This is a genomic window from Mucilaginibacter sp. P4_C11 (genome assembly GCF_056402115.1).
Genome location: NZ_JBFUIA010000009.1, coordinates 1 through 17,828 on the forward strand (window position 1 = coordinate 1; position 17,828 = coordinate 17,828).

15 protein-coding genes are annotated in these 17,828 nt (G+C 44.3%); 8 read left to right on the forward strand and 7 right to left on the reverse strand.

Going from position 1 to position 17,828, the window contains the following annotated elements:
* From AC1DU2_RS10035 to AC1DU2_RS10045, 3 genes are all read right to left on the reverse strand, one after another.
* Nucleotides 1–2,205: DUF6443 domain-containing protein (locus tag AC1DU2_RS10035; protein ID WP_477384061.1), on the reverse strand; the 2,205-nt coding region annotated here is incomplete at its 3' end.
* Nucleotides 2,206–2,257: 52 nt separating this feature from the next.
* Nucleotides 2,258–6,649: an RHS repeat domain-containing protein gene (locus AC1DU2_RS10040; protein WP_477384063.1), complete on the reverse strand. Its 4,392-nt coding sequence runs from the start codon at nt 6,647–6,649 to the stop codon at nt 2,258–2,260.
* Between the two features lie 78 nt (nt 6,650–6,727).
* Complete coding sequence (locus AC1DU2_RS10045; protein WP_477384065.1) at nt 6,728–7,090, reverse strand: hypothetical protein; 363 nt, start codon at nt 7,088–7,090, stop codon at nt 6,728–6,730.
* Nucleotides 7,091–7,833: 743 nt separating this feature from the next.
* Here AC1DU2_RS10045 and AC1DU2_RS10050 point away from each other — a divergent pair.
* The 6 genes from AC1DU2_RS10050 (at nt 7,834) to AC1DU2_RS10075 (ending at nt 12,618) form a co-directional block, all read left to right on the forward strand.
* Nucleotides 7,834–8,511, forward strand: a complete 678-nt coding sequence (locus AC1DU2_RS10050) for a tetratricopeptide repeat protein (protein ID WP_477384067.1) — start codon at nt 7,834–7,836, stop codon at nt 8,509–8,511.
* A 305-nt stretch (nt 8,512–8,816) separates the two neighbouring features.
* Complete coding sequence (ribH, locus tag AC1DU2_RS10055) at nt 8,817–9,311, forward strand: 6,7-dimethyl-8-ribityllumazine synthase (protein ID WP_477384069.1); 495 nt, start codon at nt 8,817–8,819, stop codon at nt 9,309–9,311.
* A gap of 370 nt (nt 9,312–9,681) precedes the next feature.
* Nucleotides 9,682–10,011, forward strand: coding sequence for a bacillithiol system redox-active protein YtxJ (ytxJ, locus tag AC1DU2_RS10060; RefSeq protein ID WP_477384071.1), 330 nt, complete (start codon nt 9,682–9,684; stop codon nt 10,009–10,011).
* 295 nt (nt 10,012–10,306) lie between these two features.
* Nucleotides 10,307–11,188, forward strand: a complete 882-nt coding sequence (gene lipA / locus AC1DU2_RS10065) for a lipoyl synthase (RefSeq protein WP_477353573.1) — start codon at nt 10,307–10,309, stop codon at nt 11,186–11,188.
* 24 nt (nt 11,189–11,212) lie between these two features.
* Nucleotides 11,213–11,764 carry an RNA polymerase sigma factor gene (locus AC1DU2_RS10070; protein WP_477353575.1) on the forward strand — a complete coding sequence of 184 codons (552 nt, stop codon included), beginning with the start codon at nt 11,213–11,215 and terminating at the stop codon, nt 11,762–11,764.
* Between the two features lie 2 nt (nt 11,765–11,766).
* Nucleotides 11,767–12,618, forward strand: a complete 852-nt coding sequence (locus AC1DU2_RS10075) for an anti-sigma factor (protein WP_477353577.1) — start codon at nt 11,767–11,769, stop codon at nt 12,616–12,618.
* A 346-nt stretch (nt 12,619–12,964) separates the two neighbouring features.
* Here AC1DU2_RS10075 and AC1DU2_RS10080 read toward each other — a convergent pair whose 3' ends face one another.
* Nucleotides 12,965–14,470, reverse strand: a complete 1,506-nt coding sequence (locus AC1DU2_RS10080) for an NAD(P)H-hydrate dehydratase (RefSeq protein ID WP_477384073.1) — start codon at nt 14,468–14,470, stop codon at nt 12,965–12,967.
* Between the two features lie 271 nt (nt 14,471–14,741).
* On the opposite strand from AC1DU2_RS10080, the gene AC1DU2_RS10085 reads away from it, so the two are divergent.
* A complete protein-coding gene (locus AC1DU2_RS10085; RefSeq protein WP_477384075.1) occupies nt 14,742–15,773 on the forward strand; it encodes a HAMP domain-containing protein in 1,032 nt (343 codons plus the stop codon).
* Between the two features lie 65 nt (nt 15,774–15,838).
* Here the strand turns inward: AC1DU2_RS10085 and AC1DU2_RS10090 are convergent, their stop codons facing one another.
* Nucleotides 15,839–16,537, reverse strand: a complete 699-nt coding sequence (locus AC1DU2_RS10090; RefSeq protein WP_477384077.1) for an ATPase — start codon at nt 16,535–16,537, stop codon at nt 15,839–15,841.
* The gene (locus AC1DU2_RS10095) at nt 16,524–16,799 is read right to left on the reverse strand and encodes a hypothetical protein (protein ID WP_477353584.1); all 276 of its coding nucleotides are present in this window, start codon (nt 16,797–16,799) and stop codon (nt 16,524–16,526) included. Before AC1DU2_RS10095 ends, AC1DU2_RS10090 begins: the two co-directional genes overlap by 14 nt.
* Before the next feature lie 184 nt (nt 16,800–16,983).
* Here AC1DU2_RS10095 and AC1DU2_RS10100 point away from each other — a divergent pair, with 184 nt between their 5' ends.
* A complete protein-coding gene (locus AC1DU2_RS10100; protein ID WP_477384079.1) occupies nt 16,984–17,142 on the forward strand; it encodes a hypothetical protein in 159 nt (52 codons plus the stop codon).
* 53 nt (nt 17,143–17,195) lie between these two features.
* Here the strand turns inward: AC1DU2_RS10100 and AC1DU2_RS10105 are convergent, their stop codons facing one another.
* Nucleotides 17,196–17,696, reverse strand: a complete 501-nt coding sequence (locus AC1DU2_RS10105) for a VOC family protein (protein ID WP_477384081.1) — start codon at nt 17,694–17,696, stop codon at nt 17,196–17,198.
* Between the last annotated feature and the right edge of the window lie 132 nt (nt 17,697–17,828).

The window sequence follows — 17,828 nt, forward strand, 5'->3', positions numbered from 1 at the left end:
GTCATAACGTTTCAGCGTCTGGATATTGCCCATATTGTCATATACCAGGGTTTCACTGTAAAAACCGTCGTTTGCTGCCGAAGTGGTCGATATCGCATCCGTTAGTCTGTTCAGCTTATCGTAAGTATAGTTATAGGTGAGCGCAGGCAGGGTGGCCCCCGATAATGCCCCGGTCAGGGTCTTCACACTGCCGATGTTGCCATTATACTGAGGCGTTGCCGCATCGTCATACTTTAAATCCATGCCGAACTGGTCGTTCAGGTCGGTACTGGTCAGCGGGTCGTTGGTCAGGCTTCCATTATTGATATTGGTAAGCCAACCTCTGGCATTGTATCTATAGTTTACGTTTTGCAAAAAGCTGGTGCCGTTAATCGAGTGTAGTCCTTTTTGCTTCAGCTGCCCTATTTCATTATAAACGCTCTGCGAAACCACTACCTGCTGCTGGGCTGTGTTTGTGCCATCAGTCAGCTGATTCGAGCTTTTTAACCGTCGGCCCATATGGTCATAGGTGTAACTGTCGGCCGTCGTCAGGATCAGTACCGCGGCGGTGCCGCCGCTATTTTTATTATAGTGAAGGCGGGTAACTGTTAAAGGTTGTTTTACAAAATTGTAAACCGTTTGTACATCGTCATAATTATACGGGCTTAACCAGGTGCTGCCACCCAGGTAATGCTCATTGAACGTACGGATTGCCTTGCCCTCTTTATCGTAATAAGGCACGCTCCACAGGTAGTCGGCCGTGGTGTTCAGCACCAGTGTCTTGCTTGCCGTGGCAAGCCCTGTGGTTTGCGGGCTGTACAGCACATTGGCTTGCTGATTGTAAAGGCTGGGCAGCCCGGGGATATTGTTATAAATGTCATAATAGCTTACACTCAGCGTAGTTGTCCATGCAGTGGGCCAGGCTGCGGCAGTATAGCCGGTGCCGGTGCTTACGGGGGTTTCCCATAGCGTAGCTACCGCATCGGCCGCAGTTTGTACGGCAACATGGTTATCGGCACCTGCCGTTGTTCCGTACTGGTAAACACCGGTAAGCACAGCCCTCCCCAAAGGGTCGTATTTGGTTACAGTCCACTCCTGGGTAGCCTTCATCCGCTGTACCGAATCCTGGGTGGCTACAGGCTGGTCTAAACCGTTATAGATCACAAACTCCCAGCCTTTGCCCGGTATCTTTTTTTGATAAAGCCTTCCGCGGGCATCATAACGGTACTGGTAACATTTGGTATCTATCGTGGTTTGGCTTATGGCTGCTGTGGCATCGGGGTTTGCGCCCGGCGGCAGTACAAAAGCCAGGTTCCCCATATCATCATACACATAATAGGTGCTTAGCATTTCGGCCGTGGGTGTGGTTCCCGCCTTAATGTTGTAGGTGCGCTTTAGCAGCACATGGCCTTCTTTATCCTTATACTCTTCGGTAGTACCAAAACAGCCATCGGTATTTTTCCAGTTCTCGTTACGGCTGATGGTTATAAGCAGTTGCCCGTTATCGTAGGTTGCCGTATTGCCCGTACGCGTGAGCGAACGACTGCCATTGGCATTAATGGGTGCCTGGTACAAGGCAACCGTATGGCTGCCGGCATTGCCCGTCGTGGCTGTACTGAAAGTGCTTTGATCATTAAGGGTTTGTACAGAGCGTGCCGTATGGTTATTGCTGGCGGCATCCGGCGCGCCCGGAATTTGCCAGGCGGCGCCTGGCGCTCCCTGTTCTACAACAGTATTCATTGGCGAGTTCTCGAAGCCTGTTTGCGCATAAGGGTACTGCGTAAGCACTATACCGTTGGCCTGCTTGCCTTCTGCCGTTCCGTTTGCCGGGTTATAAAAAGCTTTTACACCCGTAGTGGCGCCAAACGCATCGGCGCGGTAACTGCCATAATTGGTAGATGTGCTTACATAGGGCAGGGATTTTTGCGCCTCGCGGCTGTAGGCATCATAGCTAAAGGGCTGGATAATATCATTACCCAATGGCGACGCCTGCCTTTGTACTGTTTGCAGCGGGCGGCCAAGGCCGTCAATATAGTCCATGGTCGTCATCACCTGTGTCTTGTCTGTAGTGGCGGCATCCAGCTGGGCTACTGTTGTAATCGGCGTACGGGGTACCCGCGTACGGATGTAGTTTGGGCTGGCTGTCTGGGCCTGTCCGGCTTGTATAATGCAAAGCAAACCTGCCATCAGCAGGCTGCTTTTATATATCTTTTGTATTAATTCCATTTGCTAGGTTTGGTAAGGTTAAATAGGTATTTCTGTTACAGTTATACAAACATCAAATATCCGGTACCCATGGTGTATAACCCGTGCCCGGCAATACCGTTATCACCGTATTGGGCGTATAACAAATTTGCTTGGTGCCAATACCAAAACAACCCGAAATAATAATGGAGCCGCTGGTTGCCTGGTTGGTGCCTGCTGCAATGGTGATGGTTGTATTGGTGGTTGTGGCTACCGGGTTGGGTGTTCGCCCGTCGGCGTAACTTGCCGTTGTCACATACTTGTAATTAACAGTGAGCGCTACCGGCGCGTTTATTAAATTAGTGCAGTTGACATCGCTATAGGTATTAAACTTCAGGGTATTGTAGGTAAGCCCGTTGCTTACACTGGTGCTGCCTACCGTTTGTTTTACATACACAGCTGCCGGTAAAGGGCAGGCCGTAGTGTTGGTACCGTTGCTCACCCATCGCGATTGGTTATACGTGGTACTCAAAGGGTTGGTGTCGGTTTCCTGCCTTAACTGCTCGCCGGTGTTGCCTCCGTTAGCTCCCAGTACACACATCCTGTTTGTATTATCTGTCCAGGTGGGGGCAAAGGATACATAGCTATAAGTATAGTTTTTAAGGATATTACCGTCCTGGTCGCGGATGTTTAACAAACGCGGCAGTCCGTCATATTCGTAATAAGTGGTGTTGTTTTTGGCATCGGTGCTGCTGGTAAGGCCCACCAACGGTTCGTAGGCATAGGTAGTCATCTGCGCGTTTACCGGGTAAAGCCGCAGTTCATCGATATTGCCTGTGCCCGATATGGTAACCGTGGTAAGCCCGGTAACGCGGTGCTCATGGTAAGTCCAACCCTGCGCGGTGGTGCCGTTTATGGGGTAACCGCTAATGGTACCGGTTATGGTAAGCGGGGTGGTGCTTTTGCTCCAATAGGATACCACGTAACTGCTGGCCGCGGTAAGGCCGCTTTTGGTGATGTTGCCGTTGGCCAGGTTATAGGATGCCTTCCCTGTTTTGGCTGCTGTTGTAATATCCCGTGCGGTTGAAGCGATAGTCCAGTTACCGGTTCCGTCATATTCAAAGCTGGTATAGGCTATATTGGCCGGTGTGGCGTTTATGGCCTCGGCTATAGGCATGGTTGATTTATAATCCCATATATAGGAGCTGCTAACACCGTTTAATTTATGCTGCTGCAGTAAATTGCCATAACTGTCATAAGCGTCAAAAATTACATATTGTTTATAACGGGAATCGATAGTAGACGAAGATGCCGTAATAGTTGCCGGAACAAAATTGGCCATTGGCGATATGCTGTTGGTAGCCTGCAGTACATCAGGTAATGGCTGCGTGGCTTTGTAGGAGGTAAACACGCCGTTGGTTATCCTGGTATTGGTACCATCGGCATTTATTTTTTTAACGTATTTTTCAATTACCGGCTTAACCAGGTTTTTGGTTACCAGGTTTTGCACGCCCAAAGCTTTAGCATCGGTAGCAGTACCGGTAATGGTATAATCAAGCGGGTATTTGTTATAGGTGGTAACGGTTTCGCCCTTACTGTTGCTGGTTACTATACTGGTGGGCTGCAAATGTGCTACGTTGTCATAGTTGTAAACCGTATTGGATTCATAGTACTTTGTATTGGTGTTATCCAGCGGATCGTAAACCCGTTCATTGGTTTGCCCCTGGTAAATAAATTTCGACCGCATATTAAAATAAGTAACAATATTACGCATGGCCGGGTCGGTAGGGAGCGAATTTGACAGGGTTTCGTCTTCAAAATGATAACACGCGGGCACCCTGTTTTCCAGGCCGAAAACATCGTTTTGTATGGCCGGAATTTCATAATAGGTATTGGTTACCTGTTTAACTTTTATAAACTGGCCTGATACGTTTTTGTAAGTGGTTTCCGTGAGTAAATTGCCATTGTTAATTTCCGGAACGTTAGAGGCGAAGGGCGCCTGGATGGGCAGCCCGTACATGCTGTAGTCAGAGACATTGTCGGGCTGGTTAACATAAGTATAAATCGTTTTCCCGTTCTCCCCGTTTTCACCATCCAGCACTTCCACCTGGTCATAACCCACAACCGCGCCGCCGGCAGAGCCATCAAGCGGTATATTGCTATCAGCAGATCGCATCATGTGGGTGCCTATTACCGGATATACCTCAGTATACCCTCCGTAATGCCTCACGTGAACATCATTTGAAAATGAAAAATTGGTATAAACAGGGTGCGACATACGCCTGCCATAACTATACTCCTGCGTACCGGTATTATTCTTATTGGCAAAATAATGATAGTTGAACTTTTTTACGTTGATGTTTGCCGGGTTGGCCGCATCATGATCAATGATCCTTTTGATGCGCTGCCCCCCGCCGGTAGAGTAGTTGGCGTTTCCGGCAACGGCGTTGAGGTTTTGAGACCCTGTTTGGGTATAATACGTAAACGTAAAATGAATATCCTGGATAGACGCAGAGTAAGAGGGGTCGACATGCACCTTGAGCATGTATTTAGCTGGTGGCAGGGTAAGGTTAGTCATGGTATAGGTAAATACCGGCCCGCTGCAACTCATACAGTTTTCGGTATTTCCTCCCGTGCAGGTAGGGAAATATGATGCATCCTTATGAAATATAAGATTAGTACCTGTAACATCATAAAAATCAAAGGTTACCTTATCGGTAGTAGGGAAAGGATACGGCAAATTTGTACAGGCGTTAAAATCAGAAAAGCGGATGTCAAATCTTACTTTAACCGTACTGTTGGCGCTTGGCTGGAATTGATTGGGCACATACATATATTCGTCGGATATATCCAGGATATTCGACGGGTATATCTGTTGTCCAACCTGGTTGTCATAGTTTAGTACGACAGATTTTGACTGAACGGTAAAGGTTTTATTAAAGTAGCTGAAATCGTTTACCCGCGATTGCTGTTCGTCAAAATCATTCGCCTCGTATTGAAATTCCGTCAGCCCGCCCGTAGGGTATTGTATCGCGGTGAGGGAATAAGTGCCTACCAGGTTAGCGTTGGGTTCTCTTTCAGGCCCCGGCACACCCATATAAGCTGTGATAGGGTCAGGTGAGCTTAATTCTATTACAGATGGTACCAGGGAAGAAGTAATGGTTATACCGTTGTAATATCCCCAGTGGTCCCTGGCGAAGGAGCCTTTGGCCGGCATAAAATTAGTTTCGTTATATTTGAAAACATAAGGATTCTCAGAAACGGTGTTGCCGCCATAATATCCGGTTTGCTGTACCTGTAGCAGTTCCAGCCTTTTGGAGTTATTGGCGGTGCCGGTGCCGGCATCATCATCTGTTAAACCATGGTCAAAATACCCATAAGTAAGTGAAACTGTTTTAAATGGTGTTGTGCTCACTACCCCATTTACGTCCTTGGTAAAAATGCTGATGCCATCTAATTTCTTATCATCAACAACGTCATCGCGGTCCGAGTAGTTAAATTTAACCACCCCGGTGTTAAAATCAATATTATCCAACACTACCAGCGCGTATTCTTTGCCGGGTACTGTACCCACCTGGTGCCCGGTATTGTGAGTCATAAACATAGGTTGTTCTATACCAGAATATACCGGCGGATCGTAATAATCCCAGCTTTCTGACCAACTTCCGATAGTTTTCACCGTGCGGTTAACAGATGTGTAATTAAGTGTAATAAAATTACCTGTTGGTGAAGTTATTTTGGTTAAATACCAGGCCGATTTATGGTCGCCCGTTTCATCATGGTATGTTTCATAAGCAGTAAAATCATATATAAAGCCATCATCACCCACTATTTTCCAACTTGTTGCATCTGTGGTGCAGCTAATTTTAAGTTTTTCCTGTTTTTGGATAATAGCCTGGTAATCGCGGTTTAACACAAACTTGCCCGAGTGGCCGTTGAAATTATAATTATATTGATCCTGCTGGAAATCATAGGGTGGGATGGACGTAAATTCCGGGGTCATATCCCTGGTAAACATGGTTGGCGACTGGTTTTTATTAAACAGGTTCATTATAACGCCATAACTCATCAAATCGCGGGGGCCCTGACCGCCCGAGAAATCGGGTACACTGTTAAAAGCACTGTGGAAATATCCAGAGCCGTAAAAGTCATCGTCGCCTATGACGTTACGCGAAATAGATCCCGTTGCATTTAAAACCCAACCAAGACCAACCTGGCTGGCCTCCTCCGATACCTTAATGCCGCCGGCATGATAGCTTAATGACAAAGGATAGCTGATATCCCTGAATTTGATATTGTATAACGGTATGCTGATGTTGGGCAACCCAGTATAATTACTTATCGGAATGTTACCATATTTTTGAAACGCCTGCATGTTAGGCGATGGTGGTACCACTTTTGCCAAAGTTGGCGCCTGTGCAAGCATGGTTTTGCATGCTGTTATCAGCAAAACAAAAAGCAATAATCGTTTAAGGTTAAAGGTCATTTTTAAAATGTATATAATCTATTAAATAAAGAAGCAACAGCCTGATTCCGGGCTACAAAAGGGGATTCGATAAAATCTTTAAATACTGTCGCGACGAAGGGTGCAATGAACAACAGAGCCATTCAGGCTGATATTCATCCCGATAGAATCGGCGTACACCGTTCCGTTGTGGTACAAATCAAGCCCGTTTACGGTAACTTTAAAGTGCAGCCCGGCGGTATCCAGTTTGCCCTGGTCAATCGGAAACTCGCCCAGCGGGCTTTTGGCAGTACCGGCAAGAGAATCGCCGATAAGCGTAAAATTATAGGTTAAAGGGTAGGCGGTGCTGTCCGTTTGGCGAAGACTGCCCGTCCACTTACCCTGAAGGTTGAACGGTGCGGCGGCAAGACAGAGAGCGGCTGATGCCGATAGCACGGCCGCGACGAATGGTCTTATTTTCATTGTGATAAGGTTATTTAGTAGGTTGGTAACAATAGTAGTTAGGTAACAAAGATATTACTTACGGGCAAACCTGCAAGTTTTTTAATTTTTTTTAAACTTAAAGGAGCGGGAAATGCCCCGGCTTTTTAGACGATGGATTTTGAAATGAAGGAGCAAAGATAAATGAATTTTAAGCAACGCATTCGGTTCAAACATACTCCAAACTTACGGCAACTGTTAAAAATTACTGGTGACACTACCTTGTCAGTAGCTTTTTTAGTAGCAAGTAGTTAGTATCAGGTAGCAAGAAGAAAAGGTGAGGAGTGAATGGTTTAGTAAATAAAAAATCCTGAGAATCTGTTAATCTGATAAATCCCGGTTCAGATAAGCGCGTTAAGGACTGCAATGGATACCGGCCCGTGGCTAAGGCCTTGTGTAGTATGAATGGAAGGCCTGGCCCCGTTTCTACCAACGGGGAAACGCCTTGTTTTAAGTCAAAAGTAAAAATTTAAAAGCCAAAAGTCTGCTTGGCGGGTGAGTGGTTGACTAAGAGAGTAGTTGATTAAGTGAGCGGTTAATTAGATTATAATATTGTGTGTGGCGAGTGTTTTACGAGGACTGCCAAACAACCACTCACTTAATCAACCATTCACCAAATCCAACCAATCAACCACACCCCAAAAACGTCGTTTAAATAATTAACAATAAGCTATTGCCAGAAATTTTGAAAACCGTAACTTTGCAAACTTAATTTTGTTATAACAATGTCAAAAACCCAGGCGAATACCAAAGTTGCTGCACCGGATACTACTTTCGGCCAGAGTGGCAACTTCGTACGCGAGAATCAAAAAAGCTTGCTTTTTATAGGTGGTGCTGTAGTGGCCCTTATTGTAATTTACTTTTTATACCTTAAAGTGTACTTAGGTCCGCTGGAAACCAAGGCGGCCAACCAAATGTATGTTGCGCAGGATTTTTGGGCTAAAAAAGATTGGGACAAAGCCATTAACGGCGATGCCAGCTACCCTGGCTTTAAAAAGATAATAACCGATTACAGCAATACCAAAGCCGCAAACCTGGCTTATTTTTACCTGGGCACTGCTTACCTGAACAAAGGCGAATATCATAAAGCGATAGAAAACCTGACCAATTACCGTGGCGACGACAGCATGGTTGCTGCCGAGGCTTACGGAAGCGCTGGTGATGCTTATGTTGAACTGAAGGATTACAGCAATGCCGCAACTTATTTTAACAAAGCTGTTGATAAGGCAAAAAATAAATTCCTGTCGCCGCTTTACCTTAAAAAATTAGGTTTGGTTTACGAAGAAACTAAAGACAATAAATCGGCCAGCGAGGCTTACAACAGGATTAAAACAGAATATCCTGAAAGCGCCGAAGCACAAAATATTGACGAGTATATTGCTCGTGTAGACGCGAAACTTTAATTTCGGATTTCGGAATTGCGATTTCGGATTTACAGAATGTTCGATTTTGGATTTGCAGATAGGTAATATTACCTTTGCGCGAATCGGGAATCGAACATTTTTTTTATAAAGAACCGTCATTGCGAGTATCTATCAGGTAAAACCTGAAAAAAATGTTATGACGCGCGACGGATATAGTTAAACGAATGCACTAAACTACCGTCATTGCGAGGTACGAAGCAATCCCGAACTATGTGGAGACTTAGCACGTAGGGGATTGCTTCGTACCTCGCAATAACGGAATGATCATAATTATTTAAACAACAATGGCATCGCAATTAAAAAACCTTTCAGATTTTTCGCATACCACCATCCCGTCTGCCGCGCCGTACCGGTTTGGCATTGTGGTGGCCGAGTGGAACGCCGAAATTACCAATGCGCTATACCGGGGCGCTTACAACAGCTTGGTTGCTAACGGGGCATTGGATGCTAATATCATGAGCTACACGGTGCCTGGCAGCTTCGAGCTTACATCGGGCGCCGACCTATTGCTAAAAACCGGCAGGCTTGATGCCGTAATTTGTTTAGGCTGCGTAATACAGGGCGAAACCCGCCATTTTGATTTTATTTGTAATGCGGTTGCAAATGGTGTAAGTAATGTTGCCATAAAATATGCAAAACCTGTTATATTTGGGGTGTTAACTACTGATAATCAGCAACAGGCCATTGATCGCGCAGGCGGCAAACATGGCAATAAAGGTGACGAGGCCGCAATTACCGCTATAAAAATGGCAGCGCTGGCCGAAACATTGAAGGGCTGATTTACGTTATACTGTTAAGCATAAAATACAATGAAAAAACTTATTTACATAGCTATTATAGCTCTTGCGGTTGGCAGCATATCATCATGCTCCAATAAATTGTGCCCTGCTTACGGTTCATATCCTAAGAGTGGCCGCTAACAGGCAAATGTCATTTTTGTAATCTGCCGGTCGCTATCGGCAGATTTTGTGTTATAATTACGTTTGTGAAGAAGATTTAAGAATCAAGAGTCAAGAATCAAAACAAAAAAGCAACCGTTTAATGATGGTGTTGCCTCAAACTTAAAGGAGCTATTTTGTCTTGTTAATTGACCGCTTTATGTAGTTCTCTTGATTCTTGACTCTTAATTCTTGACTCTAATATAAAAATATGAACTGGATATTGCTTACGTCGGCCGATCAGTTGAACGAGATAAAGAACCGTGAGGGTTACAGCCTGATTTTCAAACATAGCACCCGCTGCTCTATCAGCATGATGGCCAAGCGCCGTTTTGAGCTGGATTGGGAAGACCTTCCCGAAGATATGCCCCTTTACTTTTTAGACCTGATTAGCTATCGCGAGTTATCGGCCCAGGTGGCCCAGCTTTTCCAGGTTCACCACGAATCGCCGCAATTGCTGCTGATAAAAGACGGCGAGTGTGTGCTCGATCAATCGCACGGAGCCATCTCGGTAGAAGAAGCACTGAGCGTTTTAAGCTAATGCAATGTCATCGATAAATTGACGGGTTGTTTTTAGCCTAAAGTCTTAAGCTCTAAGTCAAAAAAAGGGAAAAATTTAACTTTAAACTTACCGCCAATTGCCCGGCTGATAGTTGGTAACAGCTAAGCAAGGTATCATGTGGGGTAAAAGTGAAGACCCTGTCATCAAAAACCTGCATGTCTGCTCATTTGAAATTTGCACATCTGCATATTTGCGCATCAGTATTCTGTAATAATTCTTACAACCTGCGTGTAACCTTATAATTGGTTATACGGTTTTTAACTACATTTGTACCATGATTGAATTGCCGGTAGTTCCTGCTGCGAGCCAGATCCAACGTAAGCCCGATTGGCTTAGGGTGAAGCTCCCCATCGGAAAAGAATACGCTCATGTGCGCGGCCTGGTTGACGAGCACAAACTACACACCATTTGCGAAAGTGGTAACTGCCCTAACATGGGCGAGTGCTGGGGTGCCGGCACGGCCACCTTTATGATATTGGGTAATATTTGCACCCGCTCATGCTCGTTTTGCGCTGTAGCAACCGGCAGGCCGCTGGCTGTTGATGTTGATGAGCCCAACCGCGTAGCTACTTCGGTTAAATTAATGCAGGTAAAGCATTGTGTGATAACCTCTGTAGATAGGGACGACCTTAAAGATGGCGGTTCCATCATCTGGGCCGAAACCATCAATGCCATCCGTCGCGAAAGCCCCGAAACGACTTTAGAAACCTTGTTGCCCGATTTTCGTGGTAATTGGGATAACCTTGCCCGCGTTTTGGAAACCCGCCCCGAGGTGGTATCGCACAACCTGGAAACCGTAAGGCGCCTTACCAAGGAAGTACGCATTCAGGCTAAATATGACCGTAGTTTAGAGGCATTAAAACATGTATCGGCTGCTGGTTTGCGTACCAAATCGGGCATTATGCTTGGCCTGGGCGAAACTGAAGATGATTTGCTGGAAGCTATGGACGATTTATTGGCAGCTGGTGTGCATATATTAACCCTGGGCCAGTACCTGCAGCCAACCCGTAACCATCACCCTGTTTTGGATTGGATTCATCCGGATCAGTTTGCGCGGTTAAAACAAATTGGCCTGGATAAGGGTTTTAAATATGTAGAAAGCGGTCCGCTTGTAAGGTCATCATATCATGCTGAAAAACACTTATTTGAATTATAACATTTCCTTTATATATTCACCCCGTTGAGTAAGAAACACAAAATATCGCTTTCGGAAGATGAGTTGGTGCTTGCATTAAGGAACCATGAAAAAATTGCCGTCGAGGCACTTTATGACATGTATTCGGCATCATTATATGGTGTAATATCCCGCATTGTTATTGATACCGCCGTAGCAGAAGATATTTTGCAGGAAACTTTCGTAAAAATCTGGCATTCCTTTTCGAGTTACAGTGCCGAGAAAGGCCGTTTATTTACCTGGATGGTTAACATTGCCCGCAACCTGGCAATTGACAAAATCAGATCAAAAGATTTTAAAAACCAAAACAAAAACCAGGAGATTGAAAATAACGTAACTTTTATTGACGAACAAAGGAGCACAGTTTACAAGCCTGAGTTAATGGGTGTTAAAGATTTAGTTCAGACGTTGAAGCCTGATCAGAAATCAATTATCGACCTGGTTTATTTTAAAGGGTATACACACGTGGAAGCAGCGGAAGAGCTGGGCATCCCGCTGGGTACTATTAAAACAAGGTTGAGAATGGGCATACAGGAACTCAGAAAACATTTTAATTGAAAGTGGAAGATTTAAAAGCATATATAGAGACAGGGATACTGGAACTTTACGTTTTGGGGGATGTAACCCCCGACGAAAAGCGCCAGGTGGAAGAGATGGCTTCAAAATATCCGGAGATAAAAGCCGAACTGGATGAAATTGAACGCTCGATGGAATTATATGCACAGGAAAACGCGATTGAACCATCAGAAAATTTACGCGACCGCGTATTGGGCAGCCTGCTTATCAACCTGGGCGATGACAGGAATTTTAGTAAAGCGCATCCCCAAAAGGATAATGAGACGGACGAGGAGGATGACGATAATATTGTAACCCTGCCTGTTCAAAAAAAGGAAAGTGGTTTTTATAAATATGCTTTTGCGGCCAGCCTTGCACTTTTGGTAGCAAGCACCATCGCTTTGGTGAATGTTTACAGTAAGCTACAGGCCTCAAACGAGCAATTGGTTGCCCTGCAATCAGATAAGCAGCATTTTGCCAACCAGGTGAAGCTGATGGACGGCGAGTTGACGGTTTACCGCGATACTACCTTCAAGCTGCTAAGATTAAAAGGCACCGCGAAAACGCCTGGGTCTGCATTAACTGTGGCATTTAGCCCGGTACATAAAAAAGTGGTTATTGACATGGCCAACATGAAAATGCCGGTAAATGATAAAGCGCATCAATACCAGCTTTGGGCCTTGGTAGGTGGCAAGCCTGTTGATCTGGGTGTATTTGATTCGTCGGCTGATACGCTTACGAATATCAAAGAGATGAAATCGCTCGCTTCGGCAGATGCATTTGCGGTAACACTTGAGCCGCGTGGCGGCAGTGTTAATCCAACTATGGACCAAATGATGGTTATTGGTAAGTTTTAATCCCCAAACTTTCTTGATTATTATAGTTTAAGCATATAATATGCTGTATTATGAGCTTTTTAATATTCGCTGATTGTCATTTTGTGGTAATTTGGAGTCTGTTTGTTAAGTAGTTACCCAATTTGTGAATTATTTAATGGTTATTTAACAATAAGCCAAACCATTTATTCGTTTTTTTGTAACTATTAGGATGTCACCGACGTCTTATAACCAGTTAGATTAAACAGAGCCTGTGAAGTAACGAAAATGAAAGTGATAGATCTAACTCATAAACATGAGTATTTAGTTCTTTATAAGATCAGTTAATAGTTAATAAAAAAGGATGTATGATACTTGCATCCTTTTTTTATGCCATTAACTTTGCCATGGTAACGGGCAATTGAGTTGTGAGTTTGCCCGGCAACACTACATTAAGGCGGCTTGGCAAGGCAAGTTCATCCCCGGCTTTTCCGTGTATATAAACTCCTGACAAACAAGCTTCTAAAGGAGTATATTTTTGGGCCAGCAAAGCAGTAATTATGCCGGTAAGCACATCGCCCATTCCTCCTGTAGCCATTGCTGCATTCCCTGTGGGGTTAAAATAACATTTGCCCTCGGGTGTTATAGTTATGGTATAGTCGTTCTTCAATACAATATAAATATCCAGTTTTTTGGCTTGTTCCAGGCCGGTTTCCAGTCGTTTCCACCAACTGGTGTGTTCGCCAAACAGGCGGTCAAACTCTTTCATGTGGGGCGTTAAAATGCTTCCTGCGGGCAGTTTTCTTAACAAGTCTTTATCTCCCGCCAATAAATTAAGAGCATCAGCATCAATAACCAATGGTTTTTTATAATTTTTGATGAGGACTGTTAACAGTTTTGCTGCATCATCGCCCTGGCCCAAACCGGGCCCAATGGCTACTGCATTAAATTTCTCCCATTCAACTTCCGGCCATTCACGCTCATTACGTACAATTACCATAATTTCGGGCAGGTAGCTATTTAAAGCGGTTAGCCCGCTCGCGGGTACGCAGGCCGTTGTTAAACCAGCCCCGGCATGTGCCGCGGCCGATGCGCTAAGTAAGGCTGCCCCCATGGTTTTCTCCTGCCCGGCTATGATAAGCGCGTGGCCATAAGTGCCTTTATTGCTAAAAGGGCGGCGGGGTTTCAGTATTTTACGAATGTCTTTCTCTTCAATAAACTGGTATTCGGCGTTTAACGATTGTACAAAACTTTCATTAATGCCAATATTTACCGCTTCCCAACAATTAATATAGGGTGCCGATTCGGGCAGCAGGAAATTGATTTTAGGCTGTTGAAAGGTGATTACAAGGTCGGCCGTTATTGCCGCGGCATTAGGTAATATCTCGCGTTCCGAGAAAAACCCGGTTGGCACGTCTACGGCGACTATCGTTCTGTCAAGGCTGTTGATGCAGCTCACCAGGCGCTCATAGTCGCCGCTTAGCGGCTTATTTAAGCCGGTGCCAAGTAGCGCGTCAATTAAAATAGCGCCTTCGTCTGGTGGCAGCGCAGCGCCTTTGTTTATTTCAATAATATCAATGCCTGTTTGTTTTAGCCTTTGCAGGTTGATCTTAAATTCGTCGGTCTGCCGTTCGCTGAAGTAAGCTATTTTAACGCTTAGTTTTTTATATTGATGATCGTTTAGCAGCCGGGCGATGGCCAATCCGTCGCCGCCGTTATTACCGGTGCCGCAATAAAAGGAGATGCTTGTGTTTTTATCCGGAAAATGATTGATAAACCAGCCTACAAATGCTTTCGAAGCGCGTTCCATCAAATCGATAGAAGCTATAGGCTCGTTGGCGATGGTAAAGGCATCAGCCTGGCGTATTTGTTCGGAGAGGAGTAAAGGCAGCATATAACTTTAAAGTTAAGAATTATATGTTTTGTTTGGGCTGAAATGATATTGAAAACTAATTACACATAGTCCGCGTGTAAATGGTGTAATAACCAGAAAGCGCGAGCCAGGTTATTGGACGGACTAAAAAATAACAGATGGCGCTAAATGAAATCAAATAGTACTCCTTGCTTCAAAAACCTTATAAATCCGGATATATTTTTGGTTACCTTTACGCTTAGTCTTCCTCCCCTGCTTAAGGTACTATTACATTTTAACACATTGTATAGCTATGAAAATCAAAAAAAAGCTCTTACTGGGATTTGGCCTCTTGTTTATTGTGGTGGTTATTTTTGGCATTGTTTCCATCTATTACATTAAAGTAATATCCGAAACCGCCAGCATCACCTTAAAAAACAACTATGCAACATTAACTTATACCCGCCAGATGCGTGCTGTTCTGGATGAAAACGACCTGCCGCTAAAGCCTGCAGTAGCCGACATATTTGACAAGTCGTTAAAAAAGCAAGAGAACAACATTACCGAATCCGGCGAAAGCGCAGCGACAGCCCAACTGCGCAAAGCCTTTGTTTTGTTAAGTACGCCCTCCCTGCCTTTAAATCAGCAGCAAACTTCCGAGCGGGATGCGAGGCTACAGTTGAAAGATATCGAAGGCCTGAACATGCATGCTATCGAGCTTAAAAATAATTACACTCACTCCACCGTCAATAAATCTACCCTGTACCTCGGGGGGATGGTATTTATCACCTTTTTGATCCTTTTTATATTAATTGTCAATTTTCCGGGATTTATCCTTAACCCTTTAGAGGAGCTGGCGGATGGGCTGGAGCAAATCAGCATAAAAAACTACGATACCCGGTTGCATTTTAAAACAAGCGATGAGTTTGCACACCTGGCCGAGGCATTTAATACCATGGCAACCAAACTTGGCGAACAGGAAAATGCCAGCCTTACCAAACTCATAGCAGCCGAACTGCGGATAAAAACACTGGCAGAAGAAATGCCCGATGCCGTAATTGGCATCAACGAAAATCAGGAAATTCTGTTTGTAAACCAGGAGGCGAAAAAAATGTTAAACCTGGGCGATAAGCACGTTATCGGCCAGTCTATTATAGTATTATCCGAAACTAATAAACTGCTGAAAATATTGGCAGACGATAACGAAAATCCTTTAAAAGGCGCTGATTTTAAACAAAAAACGCTTAAAGTTATGGTGCCCAATTTAAAGCCCGATCTTGATGCGCTTACCGTTGCAAGCTATCCGGCAGGGGTAATCCATATTTTTAAGGCGGTGGGGGTTTAGATTGCAAAAGGTTGGGTATAATTCTCAGGGTACTTATATATCGCCAAAACATAGCAACTTACGTTTTAAGGCTTTCTTCCTAATTTTCTGCGCGGAGCTTTTCGGGCCGGGGTAATTTCAGATTGAAAATACCGGTTGATTTTATTTGCAATAGCAGGTAACCCGGTTTTAATCCAGGTCTTTTTTATTGCGTGAGATTGAACTGTGGCGATTACGTTGTCCTCTATCCTAACTAATAAGGTTGGCACTCTCATACCGTCATACAACTCTATAACCTTAAATGTACCTATAAATTCGTTAATGTGTTCCAGATTTTTTTGATAAACACCTTTTATAGTTGCAGGTTCAACATAATGTCCGCCCTCCAATACTCTTTGCCCAACCCTTGCAATACAATCATTTACCTTATCGAGACAAAGGTAGTTCAGCTGAATTTGGTATACATTATTTTCAAACAAATCGATATAGCGCCAGTAATCTGGATGAGATAAAGGTGTTTCTAATACGAAATGTTTTCTTTCCTTTATTGCGGCTTTCATTTCCTCCACAAGCCGTTCTTCCATCATTCGGGTTGCTTTTGCGGTGATCACGGTTGCCGGTGTACCTGTATCAATCAATTGCTTCTCAAACATTGTTCTGGCTTTGTCCCGGTCAAATGATAATATCCCCTCGAACTCAACAGGAAGCATGGTTTGAATGTGCGTAGACTTGCCTGCACCATTTGGGCCGGAGATAACCAGTAAGGTTGGTTTAGAATAATCCATTTTCCTCACGTACCTTATTGGCGTCAGACGCCGATAGCACCCGGATCAAATTATAAGTGTAATTAGAACCAGCAAAAAAAACCTGCTGCAACTCTATATGTCCATCGGGAAACTCCCGGTAAACCTGCCCATCGGGCAATTTGTCCGAGAGAATCAGGAAAGGCAGGTTATTGCTAAAATTCTTTGAACGCAATTCTCTAATTGTAAGCAGGTATTTTTCGTTTTTTGTAGTAACTTCTAAATCAACAATTCCCATAGCCATACTTTCGATCTTACGTAAAAATACAAAAATATGGTTATAAATACAATTTGTAAGGTTATATGCTTTACCAACATTATGTTAATTAAACATTGTTTCTTATAAGTTTTCCAATTAGAACCACAAATGATACGGAAGAATCTTCACCCTTGTCATGCCGTCCTTTAGCTTTCGATTTATCAAAAGGATGTTTTTCAAAATTGGGGCGCTGCGCACAACATCGCCTTATAACATGGTAAGGCGGGTTGAGGAATGGGTTGCGCCAAAGGATGTTGATTTGTTTAACGGCACCGTGGTATCTTATAAAGGGAAGCGCTGGAATAAAGAGGAAATTCAGGATCGATAAGTAATCAAAATTCCAACCTCCGGCCCTTTCGTTGTTTTTGGCGGGGTGAATACCTATTTGGTAGTTATCGTACCCATTTTGGCATATTCTACATCATTGGGTTCCCAAAGTTCAATCTTATTGCCTTCCGGGTCCACCAGGTGGACAAAACTGCCATAACTGACTCTTTCTACCGAATCTGTGGGCAAAATGCCGGAGGCTTTCAGTTTGATAAGCAGCGCATCCAGCTGTTCTACCCGGTAATTGATCATGAATTGCTTTTCTGAGGGCTGAAAGTATTTGGTTGTTTCTTTAAATGGTGCCCATAACGTAAAGCCTTTTTTGGTACTGTCCACACCCTGGTGCCATTCAAAGTTGGTGCCACTGCCCACCATGCGCATACCCAGGTTTTTTTCGTACCAGGCCTTTAGCACCGCCGGGTTTTTGGCTTTAAAAAAGATGCCACCAAGCCCTGTTATCCTTGGGGCGCCGACAGGTGGGCGGGTTAATTGATTGAAGCCATAGCCCAACAAAAACGCAAGTGACAATAAGGCGGCAAGTGTGATTTTTTTCATCAGCAATAATTTTATATTAAAGGTAGCTAAATTGAGCGCCGAAATTGGTAGATGAAAAAATGAAAAACATTCGCAACAGTTTTGGTGCTTACTCGGCTTTGTGAATTATTACCACATAAAAACATGAAGGGG